The sequence below is a fragment of the Mesoplasma florum L1 genome (assembly GCF_000008305.1).
GTDB classification, from domain to species: Bacteria; Bacillota_I; Bacilli_A; order Mycoplasmatales; family Mycoplasmataceae; genus Mesoplasma; species Mesoplasma florum.
In genome coordinates this window covers 420,894-441,964 of record NC_006055.1, presented here as the reverse complement: position 1 = coordinate 441,964, position 21,071 = coordinate 420,894, and the positions used below count along the sequence as shown (strand labels likewise).

The window sequence follows — 21,071 nt, the reverse complement described above, 5'->3', positions numbered from 1 at the left end:
ATTAATAATATAAAATAAATAATGTCCTTGTTAAAAGAGGATAGCAAAAAAAAAGGCATCGCTGACTTAGCTCAGTTGGTAGAGCAATTGACTAGTAATCAATAGGTCGAAGGTTCAAGTCCTTTAGTCAGCACCATTTAAATGGAGGGGTAGCGAAGCGGTCAAACGCGGGTGGCTGTAACCCACTTCCTTTCGGTTCGGGGGTTCGAATCCCTCCCCCTCCACCATTTATTGGGCTATAGCCAAGCGGTAAGGCAAGGGACTTTGACTCCCTCATGCGCCGGTTCGAATCCTGCTAGCCCAACCAACTTTGACTCGCTAGCTCAGTCGGTAGAGCAACTGGCTTTTAACCAGTGGGTCCGGAGTTCGAGCCTCCGGCGAGTCACCATATACATCCCCAAGTGGCGGAATCGGTAGACGCAGTGGACTTAAAATCCACCGGGCTTTATCTCCCGTGCCAGTTCAAGTCTGGCCTTGGGGACCATTTAAAAAATACAATCAACTTTCGGGTTGATTTTTTATTTACTATATTTTAAAAAACAAAATAAAAAATAGGATAAAACCTATTTTAGTATTTATTTAAATTATATGAATAACTCTCTCCAGATTCTGATGATGTTTTAGAATCTCTAATAACTCAATTATCTCAATTCTGTCATTTTCATTGATTTGATGCTGTTGAATTTAAATTATAGTTAGTATTATCAGATTTATATGTTTTTGTCATTATATCTTTAGTATGAACAACACTTTGCATACCGTTTATAAAATTATTTATAAGATCATTTTCTTTGTAATCGCTTTTACCTAAATCTGGATTGTCTCCATCTTTTTTAACTTGATTATAAGCTTCAAATCCTTCTAAATAACCTACAAACTCACCATTTCTAATAATTAAGAATAAAGGACCTTTTGAATTTTTAATAGCTTCAGTTCTTGAGTTTATTTCATCATTAACTTTTTTAATCTGTTCTTTATCTTTTGTTTTATCTCATGATTGATTATGTTTATCTATATTAGCATAAACCATTCTAGCAATCGAAGGTTTTATTCAATCATTTAATATTTTTTTAGTTGCTTTATCTGTTCAAAGATCTCCAACAGTATCAACTGTTGTTCCATGCATTTCAATTTTAGTTCCAGTAGCTTCAGCACTAAAAGTACTTAAGTCAGTTTGATTTTCAAAATATCATAAATCTTTTTTCTTGTTATAAGTAACATTTGTTTCAACTAATCTTAAGGCATCATCACCATTTACGTTATTAGCTGTAAAAGTATCACCTATACCTTTAAATTTTCCTGCAAAATCATTGGTTGAACTGTTAGATTCATTCAATTTTTCAAATGCATCATCTAAAGAAGCACTTTCATCAAGTCCAACTGATTTTTTTAATGCATATTCAAATGATAATGAAGAAAGATTATCTTCTGCTCCAATGTAGTAAACCAAAGTTGAACCTTTTTGTTCGATCTCATTGTTATCATTTAATGTTGGTCTAGTTGCATTAGCAAGTTTTGCAAAATTGTCATATTCTGGTACTGTTGTATTTCCACAAGCTACTACAAGTGATGCTGATGAAGCAGTCAAAGTAATGGCTCCTAAAAGGGCTATTAATTTCTTCATAATTCCTCCTTAAGATAAATGATTAAAATCATTATTAATATTTTACTATAAATCATCTAAAATAAGCAAATTAATCTTTAATAATAAATTTATTGACTATCTAACTTGTAAAAAAGTAGAAAGGTTGATAATATTAAATAGATATTGTATCTATACAAGAAAAGTTTAGTGAGGTGACGTTTATGCGTGAAAAATATATTCTACGTTGTACAGAATGTAAAAATGAAAATTACATTGGTAAAAACGATAAGAAAAAAGAAAAAATAGAAGTTAAAAAATTCTGCAGTAACTGCAACAAACACGAATTACATAAACAAAAAAAATAGTTTAACTATTTTATTTTTTTTTATTTAATGACAAAATAATATATAACAAAACAAGGAGTAAGTATGAAAAAACAAGAAATAGTAAATAAATTATTAGAATCAAATTCAGCTGAAGCTATTTTATTTTATTCACCTGAAAATAGATATTGATTTTCAAGATTTAAGTCTTCATTAGGTTACTTATTGATAACAAAAACAAAAAGCTATTTATTAGTTGATGGAAGATATATAACAGCTGCAAGAAATTCAAATAACATTCCAAAAGATATTGAAATAAGAGAATTTTCAAACAATTTATTTGTTCAAATGAAAGAAATACTAAAAGAACATAATGTTAAAAAATTAGGATTTGAATCTGATTGAGTTCATTATGCAGAATTTGAAAAATATGCATCTATTTTTACAGAACAAACTTTAGTTCCTATTAATTGTTCAGAAATTAGAATTGTTAAGGATGAATGAGAAATTGAACAACTACAAAAAGCTTGTGATATAACTAATGAAGTTTTTGAAGCTATTCTTGAATATGTAAAACCAGGAATGACTGAAAAAGAATTACAAAGATTCGTTGATAATGAATTTTTAGTAAAAGGTGCTGAAAAAATATCATTTGACACAATCATTGCATCTGGTGTTAATGGAAGTATGCCTCATGCTGTTCCAACTGACAAAAAAATTGAAATTGGAGATCTTGTAACTATTGATATGGGTTGTTATTACAATGGATATTGCTCAGATCAAACTAGAACTATAGCAATTGGTGAAATAGATGCAAAATTAGAAGACATTTATAATGCAGTTTATGAAGCACAATCTTTAGGAATAAGTTTAGTTTCAGAAGGTGTTAATGCTGGTGAAATACATAAACAAGTTTATGATTTCATTGAAAAAAGAGGATATGGTGGATACTTTACTCATGGTTTAGGTCATGGTTATGGAGTTGAAATACATGAAGAACCATATGCATCAGCTGCAGGAAATACTATTTTAAAAGAAAACATGACTTTAACAATTGAACCAGGAATTTACATTCCAGGTTTAGGTGGAGTTAGAATTGAAGATGATATCTTAGTTTTAAAAGATGGTTATAGAATGCTAACTTCAGCAACAAGAGAATTAGTAAAACTTAAATTTTAATTTAAATGAACCAATGGTTCATTTTTTTATATTTATATAACTTATCAAATTATTAATACTTTATAATTATTATAAATATAGTTTTGGAGAAAAAAATGTTTTATAGTAGTTCAATGAAAGCTATGGTAGATGTATTATCAAATTTTAATTTTTGAAGTATTCTAATAGCTGCCTCTTTTATTATTTTTATAGGTTTTATATTTCAAAGAAAAACGCTTATTTTTGCTGATTGAGAAAAAGTTGTTGTTAAGATAATTTTATACGCAGCATTACCTGCATTAGCGCTTAAAAGCTTTTTAATAGATATAAATACTGATTATATTTGAGAATCTATTTTTATAGCAATTTTAGGTTTGATATTTTATACAAGTTTAACTTTTGGGTCTAAATATTTTTTTATAGGTAAATCAAAATCATTACAAGATACTTTAGGAATGAGTGTTGCTTTTTCATCAGCAGTTTATTTTGGTGTAATGATTATCAAAGCAATCTCACCAGCTGATCAACAACAATCAATAGATTTATATTCATCATTATTTTTAATTGGTTTTTGAATTTTCATGTATTCAGCAGCTGATAATATTATGAAAAAGAAAAGATATAATGAAAATGAAGTACAAAATAGTTTGTTACAAGAAAAGCAGAAGACTTCATTTATAAGTATGCTTAAGGTATTTAAAAATCCTGTTATTATAGCTACATTCATTGGGATATTTTTATGATTATTTCAATTAATTCCAGGTGTTAAAGTAATACACATAGATAACACATATTATTCAATAAGTAGAATCGATAAATTTATTCCAGGGTTAAGTCAAGTATTAGGTATATTAGCTCCATTAGCTAGTCCACTTGCATGATTCTCAATGGGAGCAGTATTAGCTAAAAGTCAAATTAAAGAATCTTTCCAATCGTGATTAGTTTGATGAGCTACTTTTGTAAAAAATATAATTACACCATTAATATGTGTTGTATTATTCATAATATTTAGTTTATTACTTAAAACAGTTATTGGAAAAGGCATCACTTCACTAGCATTTGTATTATGTGTTGCAATCATAGCTTCACCAACAGCAAACACAATTGTAGGTTATGCAATTATTTATAATAAAGAACCAAAAATTGCATCTCATGTTGGAACTTTAACAATATTAACAAGTATTATTACAATACCACTTTGAATTCTTATTTCATCAGCAATTGGAGCTACAGGTTTATTCTCATAGATCGCCAAAAACACTTTTTTTAGACAAAAAAGTGTTTTTTTTTTTTTTTTGTCTACAATAAAAATTAAGAATGTTTAAGGAACGGTCAAAAAATGCAATTTTTAAAGGAAAAAAACAAACTAAATAAATTTATTATTTATCCTTTGATAGGTATTTTTTTACTAAATTTATTCTTTTTTATATTTTCATCATTTTATGATTATGAAATAATGGAAATATTTGCACAGTTATTAAAAATTGATTTTATAAAATATCTTTCAATTTATTATTTACAATCAGGGTATACAGATTTATATATTGTTTTTGCATTAATAGCTTTTATCATCATAGAATATATTTTAATAAACTTAAATAAGAAAAAGGGGTTAGATAAAGATTTTTGATCTTGAATCTTTTTTGCAGTTATACTAATTGCTTGATTTATTTTTATGTTTTTAAAAGTAGATAGTTCATGAAAATTTAACAGAACAGTTGAAACTATTGATGGAGATATATTAAAATTTGATATTAAAAGATTCATTAGTGCAAAAGACTTTAGAAAAATGTTAGTTATTATAGCTGTTTTACAATTTGGGATATTATTGAGTATATTATTATATGCAAAATTAGTTTGATTTAAAAAACCATTTTTTTATGAAAATAAATATTGAATTAAATGTATACAAATAATTGTTTTTTTCTTTTTAGCATACGGTTTAGTTGGAACATTAAAAATATTAATGGGGAGAGATTACTATAATTTAATGGAAGTTGTTTTAAAAGAAAGAGTAAACATGTTTCAAGAAAAATATGGAATAGCTATAAATTTTAATCCAGATTGAGTTAAATCACCTGATGTCTTTCAACCATGATGAATATTTAATGGTTTAATTGGTAACCCAGATAAAATAGACTGATCTCTAGATAAATTATTTGATGCTAATGCTTTTCCATCAGGTCACATGGCTCAAATGGGTATGTGTGGATTTGCGTTCATTTTCATAATTGATTTTAAAAATCCTAACAATTTATCAAAAGGAAAAATAGCTGCTATTTATTTATTCTTTGTACATCAATTATTTTTAGTTATATCATTTTTAATTAACGGAAGTCATTGACTTACTGATACAACATTTACTTGAATGTGAATTATCATTTGTTCTTATTTATCTATAGTTATAGTTAATAAAATAGTAAACAAAAAAATCTTAGTTAAAAGCTAAGATTTTATTTTATATTTTCAAATTTTTCTTTGGCAATGTCTTTAAAAATTTGATCATTAGTTTGTTCAAACATATAACTGGCTCAATAAATCCATAAGTAATTTTGATATAAGATCAGATTAGTTATTTTATTTAATTCTGCTTCAGATAAATTTAATAAATTTAAAAATACATTCCATCTTTTTTTATTTAAAGATTCACTTATAAAACTAGCATAATCAAATAAATAGTGGTTATACATAGCATATTCAAAATCAATTATTTTTCACCCTTTTTTATAATTAATAAAATTTCCTTTTACTAAGTCATTGTGAGAAAAGACTGGTTTAGAATTATCACTTCAATAATTATCTATTATTAAATTAACTTGATCTTTAATAAAGTCTAAATCAAATAAGCATTCTTTTGTATTTTTAATAAAGAAGTTTAAAAATTCTTTAGGATTAAATACCTTTATATCAATCAATTCTAAATTATGTATTTTACTAATTATTTTGATTATTGATTTCATTTTATTAACACAGATATCTGTTTCGTGAAGAGTTATGGCATTATCAAAAAATTCAGTTTTAGATACCATTTGTGTTTTATTAATTTTTCATTCAAAAGGTATTATCATAAAATCATTTTTTAAATTACTTAATTGCTCATAAATTTTTATTTCATTGTCTCTGTCAAGGTATTTATCAACATATGAATAAGATTCTTTAACTAAAACTTTTTCTTTTACAATTATTTTATTACTTAAACCGCTAACTGCTTTCATTTTTATACCTAAACCTCTAAAATATATAATATATATTATCAAATTATCTCAGAAAGGCAGTCATGAATAAAAAAGAATTATGAATAGCTAGCAATAATGAGGGTAAAATCAAAGAATTTAAATTATTATTACCTGATTATGAAATTAAAAGCGTTAAAGATTTACCAGAATATGTAGAACCAGAAGAAAACGGTGAAACATTATTGGAAAATGCAAAGATTAAAGCTGAAGCATTATCAAAATACATCAATGGTTGAGCTATTGGAGATGACACAGGATACTTTTTTGATGCGCTTGATGGTTTTCCTGGAGTTTATTCAAGAAGATGAGCATACCCTGTAACTGATTTTAAAGAGATATGTAAAATGATAATGCAAAAAACTAAAGATTCAGATAATAAAAACATGAGCATGCAAACTGCTATTGTAATTTGCAATTATGAAGAAAATCAAAGTTTTGAAGCTTTAGGAATCACAAAAGGTTTAATGGGTGAGGAATTAAAAGTATCAGATCATACTTTTGGATATGATTATATTTTTAAACCTGAACCGTTTAATGTTTATTGTGCAGATTTAACTGAAGAAGATAAAATTAATTGTTCAGCTAGAGCTTATGCGTTGAATGATATTAAAAAAATAATTGAAAAGGAAATTAAATAAAATGGAAAGACAAGTTAATATAGTTTTATATGAGCCAGAAATAGCTCAAAACGTAGCAGCAATAATTAGAACTTGTGTTGCTACAAATGCTAAGTTACATATTATAGAACCTCTAGGTTTTATATTTAAAAAAGAAGAAATGAACAGAGCTAGTGCTGGAACTTTTGATTTAGTTGAATACCAACTATATGATGATTGAGAAGATTTTTGTGAAAAAAATCCAAGTATTGATTTATTCTGTATTTCAAGATATGGTGAAAAACCACATAGTGATTTTGATTTTAATTCATATCAAAAACCTGTTTTTGTAATGTTTGGTAAAGAATCTACAGGTATACCAAAACAAATTATTAAAGATAACTATGAAAATACTTTTAGACTTCCAATGTCACCTCAAACTCGAAGCATTAATGTTGCTAATACAGTAGGGATAGTGACTTATGAAATATTAAGACAATGAGATTATCCAACATTAAGTAAAACAGAAGTGCAAAAAGGTAAAGACTATATTATGAGCGAAAGATGAAAAGATGAAAAATAATAAAAAAATAGCACTTTTTGGTGGAAGTTTTGACCCTGTACACACTGATCATTTTAATATGGCAAAAACTTGTCATGACAAACTTGGTTATGAAGAAGTTTGAATAATACCTACATTTTTAAATCCTTTTAAATCGTCTACAAAAACTTCAAATGAAGAAAGATTAAATTTACTTAATCTTATTTTTGAAGATGAAAATTATATTAAAATTAATCAATTTGAAATGAACAATCAAAGAGTTACAACAACTTTTGAAACAGTTTCACATTTCAAAAAAATGTATCCAGAATATGATTTTTCTTTTGTTATTGGTTCAGATAATTTAGATAGATTAGAAGAATGAAATAATTTTGACGAACTTATTAATTTAGTTAATTTTATTGTGTTTGAAAGAACTAATGAATATAAAAAAGATGTAGCAATAAAATATAGTTTACCTATTTATCATTTTGATAACAATTTTTTAAGTTCAACAAAAATAAGAAATCTTGAAGAGTTGAATTTATTAACACCTAAAGTAAATGATTATATAAATTATCACTTGTTATATCTTCAAACAAGAATGAAACCATTTATGGATGAAGAAAGATATCAACATTGCTTGAATGTTGGAGATATGGCCGCTAAACTAGCTGAAATTAATAATATAGATCCTCAACAAGCAAAAGTTGCTGGTACATTGCATGATATTACTAAAAGATGATCAGAAGAAAAACAAGCTTTATACATTAATAAGTATGAAAAAGCATTATTAGTTGAACCAAAACCTGTCTGACACTCATATACAGGTGCGTTTCATTTAAAATATGATTGATTAATAAGAGATGAAGAAATAATTAATGCAGTTTACAATCACACTGTTGGTTGTGAAAATATGTCAACATTGGATATGATTGTTTTTTGTGCAGATAAAATTAGTTCAGAACGAGATTATAAAGATGTTGAATATTATCGAGAAGAATGTTTTAAAAATTTAAAAAATGGTTTTATTAAATTACTAATAAACCAATATGAAGTTGCAATTAAAACTCATGGAATAGATTCTATTGGCGATAAACTTTTAAAAACTTATAACTTTTATGTAAAAGGAGAAAAATAATGAAATTAATTATAGGAGCTATGCATGAAGAATTGCAGGATTCAATTGCTTTTTACAAATTAAATAAAGTTGAAAATGAAAAGTTTACAATTTATAAAAATGAAGAAATTATGTTTTGTATAACTGGAATTGGTTTAGTTAATGCAGCTGCTCAATTGTCATATATTTTAAGTAAATACGATATAGATTCAATAATTAATATTGGAACTAGTGGTGGTTGTGATAAAGAATTGAAACAAGGTGATATTTTAATTATTGATAAAATTTATAACAGCGTTGCTGATGCAACTGCATTTGGTTATGCTTATGGTCAAGTACCAAGAATGCCAAAATATTATGAAACAAGTAATAAAGATATTATTAAGACTATCAGTAAAGCAAAAATAAAAAATATTGCTTCATCAGATATATTTATCCACTCAACTGAACAAGTTAAAAATTTTATTAATAAAATTGAAGATAAAATTAGTGTTTTAGATATGGAATGTTTTGCATATGCTCAAACAGCCTATTTGTTTGAAAAAGAGTTTAGTGTAATAAAAATTATTAGTGATGTAATTGGAGAAAAAAACACAAACAATGTTCAATTTAACGATTTTATTAAAATAGCTGGAAAAGAAATTTTGGAAATCTTGAAAAAAATATTATAATAATAGTATAGAACTCGAGGTGGATTTATGGCAAATCACAAAATTAAAGGTAGAAAAGAAGCTACAATTTTAAGAGAACTTACAATTATTATTGAAAGAGAAATGAAAAACGATGTTTTAAGAGCACTTTCAATTGCTGAAGTAAGATTAACAAATGATAGTGAAATAGCTAAAATTTATTGATCATTCTTACCGTTAAATAAAGAAATAACAAAAGAATTAATAGCAAGTGAACTTGAAGAAAATAAAAAAACTATTCGTATGAAGTTAGCACATAAATTAAATACAAGAACAGTACCAGATTTATTCTTTGAATATGATACTAGTTTGGAGAATGCTAATAGAATTGAAGAAATTTTAAATAAAGTTAACAAATAATTAAAATTAAATCTACTTATGTAGATTTTTTTATTTTTTTTACCTTAATAACTAATATGAAAAAGTTTCAATATTTAATAGCCTTTACTATCATTTTAATCCTTGTTTTTGTAACAAGTTTTTTTAGTATTGATAATTTTAGCAATAAAGAAGAATTTATTTTTCAAATTAGATATGAATTAATAACAAATATTGAAAATTTTACATACCCTAAAAAATTGCCTAAAAATAATTATAAAAATTATTGAAATGAATTTCAAAAGGTTAACAGTAATTTGAATTGGTTCGAACCAATTAAAATAAATTTAAAACAAGATAAAATAGTTTTAGACATCAAAGATCAATATATTCAAAAAATAAATTATCTGAATATAAAAATGAGCGATTTATTAGTATTTAACTTAAGCTCATCATATTCTATTGAACTATTCTTAATTATTGATCAAGCAAAGCCTTCTTCTGTTATTGAAAGTGAGGTGAAAGCATTTTGTGAATCTAAAAATGAACAATTCTTATTTGAAAAAGGACTTTCAAAACTTATTACATTTTAAACCTATTTTATATTTTATTTTTTTAATTTCACTTGTATCTATGTATCATTTTTTTATACACAAGAAATAATTTATTTGTTTATAAGCCTTTTGATACTTTTAATATTTACCTGATTAGAAAACAAAAGAAAAATATTGTTCGTAACTGCTTGAATAGTTATTGCAATAATAATGTTATTGATATATCAATACTGAAATTCAAATAGTTTTGAAGAAGAACAAGAAATAGTCGGAAAAGCAAAAATATTAAAATGTAAAACTAATTACATAATAGTTAAAATTAATAATACAAAATTTTATATACAAGCTAACAAAAATAATTATGTTGTAGGTATGAAACTAAACATAAAAGGAAAAGTAAATCAAATAAATAGCATTTCTAATTACTACGAATTTGATTTTAAAGAATATCTTAGCAAGGATAATATTAGATACCAAATTAAAACATCAAATTTAGAAATATTAAATAACTTCAATATAAGAGTTTTAATTTATAAACATTTTAATTTGAATAATGCTCCTTTATTAATTAATGTGCTTTTCTTAAATAAGTATGATTCAAGTGATTTAATGGTTTCTGAATTAAATCAATTGGGTTTAAAATATTTAATTAATTTTAATTTTATAAATATGTTTTTAATCTTTAAATTATTTAATAAAATAACTCTTAGAAAATTTAAATACATTTCAACTTTTATATTGTTTGTATGAAGCTATTTAACTTGTTGACCTATTATGTTTACAAGGATAATGTTTAATCAAATTTTAGATATATTTAAAACATTAAAAACTGATAAATATTTAAAAAATCTTGTTTCAATTGTCGTTATCATTTTAATTTTTCCTAACTTTGCTTTTAGTTCTGGTTTTTGATACATTGTTTTAATTATTCTCTTTTGATCTTTAGTTAATAAAGAAAAAAAACTTTTTAATTTCATTTTCTTCTTTATGCTATTAAATTTATTGAATGTATATTTCACTTATCAAATAAATGGTACTTCGATGTTTTACGCTTTTTTATTATCACCAATAATAAGTGTATATTACTGAATTACGCCATTAGTGTATTTAATTAACAAAGATTTATTAAATAATTTATACGATGTATTACTAACTGTAGTTATTTTGCTTAAAAGAATAAGTCTTATATTAAATGTTGGTTATTTCAATATTATTTTTATATTATTTGGTTATTTAACAATAATAAACTTTGTTTGTGATTTAGTATCAATAAAAATAAAGATATATTCAATAATTGCATTTTTCTTATTTTTAGTTTTAAACTTTTTATTTAAGCCCTCAGAATATTTGACAATGCTTAATGTAGGTAACGGTAATAGTTTTGTTTATCATAACAAGTGGAATAATATAACTATAATTTTTGATGCTGGAGTTGGAAAGCAAAGAAGTCCAGAACTCGTAAGTAATTTTTTAAAGTATCAAGGTATCAATAAAATAGATTTAATTTTTATTTCTCATACACATGAAGACCATTATAATAATTTATTCAGTTTAAAAGAAAATTTTAAAATAAAGCAAATTATTTTAAATGAAGATATATTAAACACTATAAAAATAAAAAACATTATTATTAATATTTTTATAAATCCATATGCTAATTCTGAAAATAATAAGAGTTTAGTTTTAATAGTAGATATTGGAAATATAAGAAGTTTATTTATGGGAGATGCTGAAAAAGAAACAGAAATGTACTTAATGAATAGAATTGATTTTATTTATATCTTAAATCTTAAGAAAGTAGATATCTTACAAATAGGCCACCATGGGAGTAAGACAAGTTCAAGTTTTGAGTTCATTAATTTAATAAAACCTAAAATTGCTTTAATTAGTGGTGAAAATGAAGGCGGAAATAAAAAGTTTCCTCATAAAGAAACAATAGACACACTCAAAAAATTAAAAATACAATATTACATCACAAATGGTTTAGATAATATCTTTGTCTTATTTAAAAGCTATAAGATAATAAAAAAATAAGGCAACAATTGTTGCCTTACATTATTTCTTTTTAGTTGAGAATTACGCTTGCATTAAACGTGATTTTTCTCTTGCAGCTTTATTAGGTTTTAAGATACCTTTTTTAACACCTTTGTCAACTAAACTAACTGCGTGATTAATTAAATCTGTTGCATCAGTAGCTTCATCTTTTTTAGCAGCTAAAGCTTTTTTAATCGCTGTTCTAATTTCTGATTTAATTGCTTTATTTGAAGCTCTTGATTTTTCATTAGTTAAAACACGTTTTTTTTGTGATTTAATATTTGGCATAATTTCAACTCCTTTATATAATTTTTAGTACAATTTAGATTATAACAAATAAGTAGATAAAATTAAACATTTTTATTCTTTAAACATTTTTATCTAAACATTGATATAAAATAAGAATAACATTTGTGGAGGTAAGTATGTATTTTATTTATTCAGAGGATCATTTTTTATTAACTAAAACAGTTAATAAATTAGTTAAGAACTTATTGACTGAAAAAGAATATGAAGTTGAAAATTATTCCTTAATTTATAATGATATATCCGAAATATATACTTCATTAAATACTTTCTCCTTATTTGGAGAACCTAAAATTTTAATAATAAGTGATGCTTGATTTGCAACAGAAGAAAAAATAAGTTTGCATAGAAACTATTCAGAAGAAGCACTTTATAGAATTCTTGAAAGTAAAACCGACAATGTTGTAATTTTTACATTAAATAACGAAAGAATTTCTAAAAGATTAAAAATAGCTAAATATATAGAAGAAAATCTAGAAGTAACTAATGTTAAAACTATGCAAGAAAATGAAGTTTTAAATTATATTAAAGCATTTTTCACTAGAAATGAAAAATCAATAACAGATCATGATGCAGCTTTTATATTTCAATCTATTCCAAAAGATATGCAAACTTTAACAAATGAATTAACTAAACTTTCTCACATAGAATCAGATGTTATAACACTTGATGATATAAAAAATAATCTATCTAAATATATTGATAACGACATCTTTGAATTATCAAATGCTTTTGTTAATAATGAAACAAAAACATTTTTAAAACTTTATAAAGATTATTTACTTATGAATGATGATATTTCGAAATTAATAGCATTATTAAGTTCAACTGTTGTTTTCTTTAGAGATGTAAATGTTATGAAACAACAAGGAATTAGAAATGAAGAAATTGTTCAAATAACAAAAGCACACCCTTATAGAGTTAAGATAGCTATTTCAAATAAACTTAACATTAGAGAATTAAATGATAAAATTAAATTATTATATTATATTCAACAAGGTGTTTTAAATAACACTATGGATAAAGACAATATAGTTGAATACAGATTTATTAAAAACATGGAGGATAAAAATGCATAATAAAAAAATTTATATTAGTATTTCACATTTACTGTTTAATATTATTAAAAATGATAAATTAAAGTATTTTCTAAGAAAAGAAGAAGCTTTTAGAAAAGAAGTTATTAAGTTAATTGACTTATTATTACTTTTGGAAAGCGACAAGTTCAAGTGTAGATATAACCGTAAAAAAGTAGCAGCAGAATTTGCAAAGGCTTATGTAAAAATAACTAAAGTTTCAAATAGATTTGAAGCAGCAGATGATGACATCAATAGCGAAGAAATTTATGCTGAATATTCACGTGTTGTTACTTTCATTAACGAAAATTATAAAGTAATGAGAAAAACATTAACAAATGAAGAAGAAATATTTACAATTGAAGACATCGAATCAAATGCTAAATTATCTTCAGATTATGTTAAAAAAATGGATGAAAAATTAGCTGAAGAAGCAAAAGAGAAAGCTGAAAAAGAAGCAAAAGAAAATGCTGAGAAAGAAAAAGCAAATTCTGACAAAAAGAAAACTAATTCAAGTACTGAAAACATGAATCAGCAAAACTTTAATCAACAACAAAACTTTTTTGGTGGAAATATGGGTGGTAATGTGCCACCAAATATTTTTATGAATCCTAAATTTTATCCTTTTAAAACAAAACCAAAATATATGCCACTTATTAAAAAATTATTCACAGTACTTATGCTGATTACAATTATTTTTTATGTAGCTTTAACAATATATGTTGGAACAATAAAAGTTGATCTTTCTAAAAATGATAATTCTTACATGCACATATTATTTCAAGATCAAAAATGAGATCAATTTAAGGATTTCTTTTATGTAATTAGCAACACTTCTTCAACAAGAGTTAATATACCTAACTCTATGAATATTTTTGCACAATCAACAACAAATGTAGGAGCTATAATTTTTGGAGCATTTTATTTAATTTGATTTGGTTATATTGGATTTACTTTTTGAAAAAAACAAGATGCATCAAGATTAAAATATAGAGTTAGTGGTTTTATGCTATTAATAATAGCGATTCTTCTTATTTATATAGTTATAACTTCTTCTGCTTCTATATCAAATGATTTAGTTATGAACAAATGAAAAGCATTTGAAAATCTAACAATCCAACAAATTTCTGATACATCAAACCCAGGAGAAGTTACTGGTAATTATTATAATGATTTTATAAAAGCTTTAAGTTCAGATTTTAAATCTCAAATAGACATTATTATAACTTTATCTGTAATAACTTTAGTATCTTCAATTTTAACTTTAATGGGTGCATTAATGTTAGTAATTGTAAATCCTAAAAAAGATGTACAAAAAATTATGAAAGCAAGAACTGAACAAGCAAATGCAACAATGGCTGCTATGCAAGGAAAACATTATGAAATAGATCCTTCATTATTTGATGAAGACGAACAAGAACAAAACTAATATCAAAATGATAGGTTTCTATCATTTTTTTTATTTTGTAAAACCTTATTATTTGTTAATAAATGAAAATGTTATAATATTTAAAGCAAAAGGAGATTTTATGATTCAAAAACCTAGAGGAACTCAAGATTTATTTTTAAATAATTCTAAAGAATGAAATGCAGTAGAAGAAAAATTTAGAAAAGTTCTAAATCTTTTTAACTATGGTGAAATCATTACTCCTATGTTTGAATCTAAAGAATTATTTGTTAGAGGTGTTGGAGACTCAAGTGATATTGTAAGCAAAGAAATGTATGAGTTTACAGACAGAAAAGGTCGTGAATATGTTTTAAGACCAGAAGGAACAGCTCCAACTGTAAGAGCTTTAATTGAAAATAAATTATATATTCAAGAGAATCTACCATACAAAACATTTTATATAGGACCTATTTTTAGATATGAAAGACCACAAGCTGGAAGATATAGACAATTTAATCAATTAGGGGTAGAAACATTTGGTATAGATTCAATTAGTCATGATGTTGAATTAATTTCTTTAGGTCAGTCATTCTTAAAAGAATTAAAAATTAATAAAGACGTAATTGTTGAAATGAATTATTTAATAAGTGGAAATGAAAGAAAAGAATACGAATTAGAACTTAAAAAATATTTGAATTTATTTGATGATTTATGTTCAGATTGTGAAATAAGAATTAATAAAAATGTTTTACGTGTATTAGATTGTAAAATTGATGGTAATAAATTTGCAGAAGCACCAAAAATGACTTTATTTGCAAGTCAAGAAAACAAAGAAAGATTGAATAAAACATTTGATCAATTAAAGCAACTAGGAATTGAAGCAAAAATAAACTTTAACTTAGTAAGAGGATTAGATTATTACACAGGCTTAGTTTTTGAATTTAAAAATATTAAAACAGACCAAGCTATTATCGCTGGTGGTTCATACAATAATTTAGTTGAAGAACTAGGTGGACCAAATTTACCTGCTAGTGGTTTTGCAATAGGCATTGAAAGAATAATGATGATTCTTAGTGATCAAGAAATAAAAGTTGCTGATGAAGATGAATTAGATTTATTTATAATACCGTTGTCTGATGATGCTCAATTTTTAACAAATAAACTTTTATTAGAAGCTAGAACAGCAAACCTAAAAGTTGATACAAATTGAAATATTAAAAATTTAAAAGCTGGATTTAAATCAGCAGAAAGATTGAAATCTAAAAATATCGTTATTATTGGTGAAAATTCAATTAATAGTGATATTTATGCAATAAAAGATCAAAAATCTGGTGAAACTAAAGAATTGAAATTTAAAGATATTGTTAAATACTTAAAAGGGGAAAAATAGAAATGAAAAGAACACATAATTGTAATCAATTAAACATTTCAAATGTAAATCAAGAAGTAACATTAAAGGGATGAATTAAAAAAATTCGTAAAATGGGACAAATTACATTTATTGATTTAAGGGATTTTTATGGTATTACACAAATTGTTGTTGGTGAAAACAAACAAGAATTAATTAATAATTTAAAACCTGAGTATGTAATTTCAATAACAGGTAAAGTTATTGAACGTAAATCAAAAAATGCAGATATACCTACTGGTGAAATTGAAATTGAAGTTAAAAATATTGAATTAATTAATAAAAGTGAATTAACTCCCTTTGTTATTGAAAATGATGTAGAAGTTTCAGAAGAAACAAGAATGTCATATAGATATTTAGACTTAAGACGTCAAAAGATACAAAATAATATGCTTTTAAGAGCAAAAGTTAACAGTATAATTCGTAAAGAATTTGAAGCTGATAATTTTGTTGAAGTTGAAACTCCATACTTTGGGAAATCAACTCCAGAAGGAGCAAGAGATTTCTTAGTTCCATCAAGATTAAATAAAAATACTTTTTATGCATTACCTCAATCTCCCCAATTGTATAAACAATTATTAATGGTTAGTGGATTTGATAAATATTATCAAATTGTTAGATGTTTTAGAGATGAAGATTTAAGAAATGATCGTCAACCTGAATTTACTCAATTAGATATGGAAATGTCATTTGCATCTGCTACAGAGGTTCAAGACCAAATTGAAAAGGTAATTAAGAAAATCTTTTTAGAAGTTAAAGGAATTGATTTTAAAGAAAAATTAATTAAAATGCCTTTTAGAGAAGCAATAGATTTATATGGTAGTGACAAACCAGATATTAGATTTGATTTAAAAATTAATACTTTAAATGAAATATTTGATAAAACTCAAATCAAATTATTTGAAAGTTTTAAAGAAAATAAATTATCAATTAGAGGAATTTGTGTTGAAGAATTATTGAGCAAAAAACAATTAGAAATTTTAACAGAAACTGCAAAACAAAAGAGTTTTAATAATTTAGCATTTGCTAAATTTGAAAATGGAACTTGAAGTGGTTCAATCGCTTCAAGTTTATCAGATGGTGAAAAACAAGCTTTAATTAAACAATTTAATATTAAAGATAAAGCAACTATTCTACTAAACGTTGGTAAATATGAGAAGATATCAGATATGCTTGGTGCAGTTAGAAATAAAGTTGCTGAAATTTTAAACTTAGCTGATCCTAATGATTATAAATTATTATGAATTATTGATTTCCCATTATATGAATGAAGTGATGAGGAATCTAGATATGTAGCTGCTCATAACCCTTTTACAATGCCAAACATTAAATCAATTGATGATTTTGAAACTAATAAAGAAGATGCAATAGCAGATTCATATGATTTAGTTTTAAATGGATTTGAACTTGGAAGTGGTGGAGTTCGTATTACAGACTCAGGAATTCAACAAAGAATGTTTGAAGCTGTAGGATTGGATGATGAAACTATTGAGAAAAACTTTGGTTGATTTATAAATGCATATAAATATGGAGCACCAAATCATGCTGGTTTTGCTTTTGGAATTGATAGAGTAATCATGTTACTTACTCATTCAGAATCAATTAGAGACGTTATAGCTTTCCCTAAAAATTCAAAAGGGATTGATATGATGAATGATGCACCTAGTTATGTTGAAGACAATCAATTAAGTGAATTAAGTATTAAAACAATAAAATAAGACTAAACATTCATTGTTTAGTTTTTTATTCTGTGCTCACTATTTAAACTAAAAACAAATAAAAATAAAAAATGATAAAATTATTTAAAGGGGAAATGACATGAAGGGGATATTTGACATAAATAATGCTTTAGTTATATTTGGGAAACCAATTCCATTTTTATTTATTTTTATTTTCTTTGCATCACTTCTTTTGATATCTTTGCTAATTTATCTAACAAAGTTTGCTGTTACAAAAGTAAAAATAGATAAAAGTAGTAATAATCTAGAAATTGAAAAAATTAAAATAGATGAAGAAATTAACTCAATAGTTAGAGAAACAAAACTTAAAGAAAGGGAAAGCAAATAATGAATAATGAAATTATGAATGGGATTCAACAGCCTAATCCAAATGAACAAAATCAAATAAAAAATCCTAATTATGTAAATTCTAGTGATTCAGTATTTGGTGAAAATAAGTTTAGAGGTATTACACCTGAATTTTCAAAAAAAGAATTAGAAGCAGTAACAGTAAACAAAAGAATTGCAAAAGAAATTAAAATGGAAAAATATAAAATAGCATTCTTAATGTTTACTTCAATAATATGTTCGATTGTATCTGCATTTTTCATAGCATTAAATTACATTAAATTACAAGATGGAGAAAACTTCTTAAGAATTGATCCAAAATTAATTCCAAGTGCTGCTATCATGATTACTATTTTAATTTTAAGTTCTATTGTTATGGTAATTGCATTAATTGATTTAAGACATATTATGATTGATGTTAAAGGTTATAAATCTGACTTATTAATGGGAAAAGAAAGAATCCCATTCTTTATAATCAAAAGTTATAAAAAAATAGTAAAAAGACATATATATTTAAACTGAACTTGTTTTGGTATTTATTTATATGGAGGATTAACAACATTAATTTTATTCTTAGTTAATAAATCAGATAAAGTTAGTTTAGATTCAGAAATTATGATTTTTATTGTGATTTTATCATTAACTGCAATAATCCAAATTTTTTCTTTAATATTTAATTATTCGAGAAAGGGAAACATAGATTCATTTTATGGATATGAAATTGTTGGAGTTGCTGAACAAATAGCTTTAAAGAAAGCAGCTAATAAATTTTGTATGTTAATTTTTTTCACAATATTGGCTATTGTTTTATTAGTAATATTTATACCTTACTTTATTATGAGAAAAAAATCTGACAAAAAACTTTGATGATTTTTATAGAAAATAAAATTTAACCAAAACAAAAAAAGGTTAAATTTTTTTATTTTTATTAAAAGTATTGTAATTTACAACCCAATTGAGATAAAATATTAATAGTTTATTGAATTGGAGTTGAAAAAATGGCAAGTATTATCGTACACGAGGGAGAATCAATCGAAAAAGCTCTTAAACGATTTCAAAAAGTAGCATCATCAAACAAAGCTGAAGCTAGAAAACGTGAATATCACCTAAGTAAAAAAGAAAAAAGAATTTACAAACAAAAACAAAACCGTAAATACAAATAATAATAAAGCAATTTAGTTTGCTAAAAAGATGCTTTTTGCATCTTTTTTTTATTAAATTTATAAACTAAAAATAATCAATTTTTTAAAATAGTTATATAATCAATTTAATTAAAAAAGGAGATTTAAATGAAAGTATTAATTTTAGGTGGTCATGGAACACTAGGAACTGCTATAGTTAAAGAATTGAATAAAAGCAAAAAAGAATATGAAATAATAACAGCTGGAAGAAAATCTGGAGATATTCAGGTAGATATGACTTCAAAAGAAAGTATTGAAGCAATGTTTCAAAAGATTGGGAATGTTGATCATATTGTGAATGCTGCAGGTTCAGCTACAATGGCTCCTTTAGAAAACTTAACTCAAGAAGATATAAAGTTTTCTTTAAATAGTAAATTATTAGGACAAGTTAATATGGTTTTAATAGGAAGTAAGTATTTAAATGAAAAAGGAAGCATAACTTTAATTGCAGGAATAATTAAAGAAGAGTTTATTAAAATGGGAACAATGTATGCCTTGATTAATGGAGCTGTAGCTTCTTTTGCTAAAGCAGCCGCTTTTGATATAGAAAAAGACATTAGAATAAATTGCGTTAGTCCTTCAGTTTTTAATGAATCAATGGTTGAATATGAAGATTATTTCAAAGGTGTAAAACCTGTCCCTGTTGAGAAAGCTGCATTAGCTTTTGTTAACGTTATTGAAAGTGATATTAACGGTGAAGAAATAAAAGTTTATTAATAAAAAACTATTAGTTTAATTCCTAATAGTTTTTTTATTTTAGGTTTATTGTGAAACCTTTGTAAATATAAATAAAAGATTCAATAAAGTTAGATTGAAGATAAGCTAAGTACATAATATTTAAAAATTGCTTTTCTGTAATTTCAGTTTTCTTTAAAAGATTTGATGCATATTTTACAATTGTATTTACAATGATTCTTGAGTCAAAAAATACACCATCATAAATAACTTCGTTTTCAAATATTCCTTTTATAACATCTTTAATTATTTCATTCCCACCAAAAGTAGATAAAACTTCTCTTTTGAATTTATTTCATTTTTCTAATAAAACTTTATTTGCAAAATTAATTGCATCAATTTTATTAAATTTATTTAAATCATGATCTACTTCTTCTGTATAAAATGATGCTATAGTACTTATTGATGCTGTATAACCATTTAATTGCATATAATTTATAATTGACTTATCAAATTTTTTAAAAGCATGTCTTTCGCTTACAATTGTTTTTAATTTCGGTGTATAAAAATTTAAATAATTATTTACACCCCTTATATAATCATTAAAATTAACTTCTTTTAAACTATCAAATGTAATGTAATCATTTGGCTGCAGTCCAAACTTTGAAATAAACAATTTGCATTTTGCAATTTTTTTATCAACAGGTTTATCTCATCAAGAATTTAATTCTTCCAAATGTGATAATTCAACTTGATTTAACTCTTTTAACTTAAATATTTGAATCATTATAACTCCTCTATTCTTATTCTTTTTTATA

Annotated in this window: 23 protein-coding genes and 5 tRNA genes; 24 read left to right on the top strand and 4 right to left on the bottom strand. The window is 24.6% G+C overall.

Annotated elements, in window-relative coordinates:
- Nucleotides 1-60 precede the first annotated feature (60 nt).
- The 5 genes from MFL_RS02015 to MFL_RS01995 all read left to right on the top strand — a co-directional run bounded on the left by MFL_RS02015 (nucleotide 61) and on the right by MFL_RS01995 (nucleotide 484).
- Nucleotides 61-136: transfer RNA gene (locus MFL_RS02015), tRNA-Thr, on the top strand.
- Between the two features lie 7 nt (nucleotides 137-143).
- Nucleotides 144-227, top strand: a tRNA-Tyr gene (locus tag MFL_RS02010).
- A gap of 5 nt (nucleotides 228-232) precedes the next feature.
- A tRNA-Gln gene (locus MFL_RS02005) sits at nucleotides 233-307 on the top strand.
- A gap of 5 nt (nucleotides 308-312) precedes the next feature.
- Nucleotides 313-388 (top strand) — tRNA-Lys (locus MFL_RS02000).
- Between the two features lie 7 nt (nucleotides 389-395).
- Nucleotides 396-484, top strand: a tRNA-Leu gene (locus tag MFL_RS01995).
- 84 nt (nucleotides 485-568) lie between these two features.
- Here the strand turns inward: MFL_RS01995 and MFL_RS01990 are convergent.
- Entirely contained in the window at nucleotides 569-1,624 is a 1,056-nt protein-coding gene (locus tag MFL_RS01990) for a lipoprotein (protein ID WP_011183280.1), read from the bottom strand.
- Nucleotides 1,625-1,806: 182 nt separating this feature from the next.
- On the opposite strand from MFL_RS01990, the gene rpmG reads away from it, so the two are divergent.
- The 4 genes from rpmG to MFL_RS01970 all read left to right on the top strand — a co-directional run bounded on the left by rpmG (nucleotide 1,807) and on the right by MFL_RS01970 (nucleotide 5,515).
- Nucleotides 1,807-1,950, top strand: coding sequence for a 50S ribosomal protein L33 (gene rpmG, locus MFL_RS01985; RefSeq protein WP_011183279.1), 144 nt, complete (start codon nucleotides 1,807-1,809; stop codon nucleotides 1,948-1,950).
- Between the two features lie 63 nt (nucleotides 1,951-2,013).
- Nucleotides 2,014-3,087, top strand: a complete 1,074-nt coding sequence (locus tag MFL_RS01980) for an aminopeptidase P family protein (RefSeq protein WP_011183278.1) — start codon at nucleotides 2,014-2,016, stop codon at nucleotides 3,085-3,087.
- A 95-nt stretch (nucleotides 3,088-3,182) separates the two neighbouring features.
- Entirely contained in the window at nucleotides 3,183-4,313 is a 1,131-nt protein-coding gene (locus MFL_RS01975; protein WP_011183277.1) for an AEC family transporter, read from the top strand.
- 92 nt (nucleotides 4,314-4,405) lie between these two features.
- Complete coding sequence (locus MFL_RS01970; protein ID WP_011183276.1) at nucleotides 4,406-5,515, top strand: phosphatase PAP2 family protein; 1,110 nt, start codon at nucleotides 4,406-4,408, stop codon at nucleotides 5,513-5,515.
- Nucleotides 5,516-5,519: 4 nt separating this feature from the next.
- Here MFL_RS01970 and MFL_RS01965 read toward each other — a convergent pair whose 3' ends face one another.
- On the bottom strand, nucleotides 5,520-6,281 hold the full coding sequence (locus tag MFL_RS01965; RefSeq protein WP_011183275.1) for a phosphotransferase family protein: 762 nt from the start codon (nucleotides 6,279-6,281) through the stop codon (nucleotides 5,520-5,522).
- A gap of 62 nt (nucleotides 6,282-6,343) precedes the next feature.
- Between MFL_RS01965 and MFL_RS01960 the strand changes: the two genes are divergently transcribed.
- The 7 genes from MFL_RS01960 (at nucleotide 6,344) to MFL_RS01930 (ending at nucleotide 12,154) form a co-directional block, all read left to right on the top strand.
- Complete coding sequence (locus MFL_RS01960) at nucleotides 6,344-6,940, top strand: non-canonical purine NTP pyrophosphatase (RefSeq protein WP_011183274.1); 597 nt, start codon at nucleotides 6,344-6,346, stop codon at nucleotides 6,938-6,940.
- Nucleotides 6,933-7,481, top strand: coding sequence for a tRNA (cytidine(34)-2'-O)-methyltransferase (locus MFL_RS01955; protein ID WP_041356987.1), 549 nt, complete (start codon nucleotides 6,933-6,935; stop codon nucleotides 7,479-7,481). The genes MFL_RS01960 and MFL_RS01955 overlap by 8 nt, the downstream gene beginning before the upstream one ends.
- Nucleotides 7,471-8,580, top strand: a complete 1,110-nt coding sequence (locus MFL_RS01950; protein WP_011183272.1) for a nicotinate-nucleotide adenylyltransferase — start codon at nucleotides 7,471-7,473, stop codon at nucleotides 8,578-8,580. The genes MFL_RS01955 and MFL_RS01950 overlap by 11 nt, the downstream gene beginning before the upstream one ends.
- Nucleotides 8,580-9,230 carry a 5'-methylthioadenosine/S-adenosylhomocysteine nucleosidase gene (gene mtnN / locus MFL_RS01945; RefSeq protein ID WP_011183271.1) on the top strand — a complete coding sequence of 217 codons (651 nt, stop codon included), beginning with the start codon at nucleotides 8,580-8,582 and terminating at the stop codon, nucleotides 9,228-9,230. Before MFL_RS01950 ends, mtnN begins: the two co-directional genes overlap by 1 nt.
- Before the next feature lie 27 nt (nucleotides 9,231-9,257).
- A complete protein-coding gene (gene rbfA / locus MFL_RS01940; RefSeq protein ID WP_011183270.1) occupies nucleotides 9,258-9,608 on the top strand; it encodes a 30S ribosome-binding factor RbfA in 351 nt (116 codons plus the stop codon).
- Between the two features lie 56 nt (nucleotides 9,609-9,664).
- Nucleotides 9,665-10,159, top strand: coding sequence for a hypothetical protein (locus MFL_RS01935; RefSeq protein ID WP_011183269.1), 495 nt, complete (start codon nucleotides 9,665-9,667; stop codon nucleotides 10,157-10,159).
- Nucleotides 10,160-10,294: 135 nt separating this feature from the next.
- Nucleotides 10,295-12,154, top strand: coding sequence for an MBL fold metallo-hydrolase (locus tag MFL_RS01930; RefSeq protein WP_164919786.1), 1,860 nt, complete (start codon nucleotides 10,295-10,297; stop codon nucleotides 12,152-12,154).
- 42 nt (nucleotides 12,155-12,196) lie between these two features.
- On the opposite strand, the gene rpsT is transcribed toward MFL_RS01930, so the two are convergent.
- A complete protein-coding gene (gene rpsT, locus MFL_RS01925; RefSeq protein ID WP_011183267.1) occupies nucleotides 12,197-12,442 on the bottom strand; it encodes a 30S ribosomal protein S20 in 246 nt (81 codons plus the stop codon).
- A 137-nt stretch (nucleotides 12,443-12,579) separates the two neighbouring features.
- On the opposite strand from rpsT, the gene holA reads away from it, so the two are divergent.
- From holA to MFL_RS01885, 8 genes are all read left to right on the top strand, one after another.
- Nucleotides 12,580-13,539 carry a DNA polymerase III subunit delta gene (holA, locus tag MFL_RS01920; RefSeq protein ID WP_011183266.1) on the top strand — a complete coding sequence of 320 codons (960 nt, stop codon included), beginning with the start codon at nucleotides 12,580-12,582 and terminating at the stop codon, nucleotides 13,537-13,539.
- Nucleotides 13,532-14,965, top strand: a complete 1,434-nt coding sequence (locus tag MFL_RS01915; protein ID WP_011183265.1) for a hypothetical protein — start codon at nucleotides 13,532-13,534, stop codon at nucleotides 14,963-14,965. Before holA ends, MFL_RS01915 begins: the two co-directional genes overlap by 8 nt.
- Nucleotides 14,966-15,065: 100 nt before the next feature.
- Nucleotides 15,066-16,313 carry a histidine--tRNA ligase gene (gene hisS / locus MFL_RS01910; protein ID WP_164919785.1) on the top strand — a complete coding sequence of 416 codons (1,248 nt, stop codon included), beginning with the start codon at nucleotides 15,066-15,068 and terminating at the stop codon, nucleotides 16,311-16,313.
- 2 nt (nucleotides 16,314-16,315) lie between these two features.
- Nucleotides 16,316-18,049, top strand: coding sequence for an aspartate--tRNA ligase (gene aspS, locus MFL_RS01905; RefSeq protein ID WP_011183263.1), 1,734 nt, complete (start codon nucleotides 16,316-16,318; stop codon nucleotides 18,047-18,049).
- A 100-nt stretch (nucleotides 18,050-18,149) separates the two neighbouring features.
- Nucleotides 18,150-18,398, top strand: coding sequence for a TIGR04561 family membrane protein (locus MFL_RS01900; protein WP_011183262.1), 249 nt, complete (start codon nucleotides 18,150-18,152; stop codon nucleotides 18,396-18,398).
- Nucleotides 18,398-19,276, top strand: coding sequence for an MSC_0882 family membrane protein (locus MFL_RS01895; protein ID WP_011183261.1), 879 nt, complete (start codon nucleotides 18,398-18,400; stop codon nucleotides 19,274-19,276). Before MFL_RS01900 ends, MFL_RS01895 begins: the two co-directional genes overlap by 1 nt.
- Nucleotides 19,277-19,395: 119 nt before the next feature.
- Complete coding sequence (rpsU, locus tag MFL_RS01890) at nucleotides 19,396-19,560, top strand: 30S ribosomal protein S21 (protein ID WP_011183260.1); 165 nt, start codon at nucleotides 19,396-19,398, stop codon at nucleotides 19,558-19,560.
- Between the two features lie 126 nt (nucleotides 19,561-19,686).
- Nucleotides 19,687-20,295 (top strand): short chain dehydrogenase, encoded by a 609-nt coding sequence (locus MFL_RS01885; protein ID WP_011183259.1) that lies wholly within the window; start codon nucleotides 19,687-19,689, stop codon nucleotides 20,293-20,295.
- Between the two features lie 34 nt (nucleotides 20,296-20,329).
- On the opposite strand, the gene MFL_RS01880 is transcribed toward MFL_RS01885, so the two are convergent.
- On the bottom strand, nucleotides 20,330-21,040 hold the full coding sequence (locus tag MFL_RS01880; protein WP_011183258.1) for a hypothetical protein: 711 nt from the start codon (nucleotides 21,038-21,040) through the stop codon (nucleotides 20,330-20,332).
- Nucleotides 21,041-21,071 lie beyond the last annotated feature (31 nt).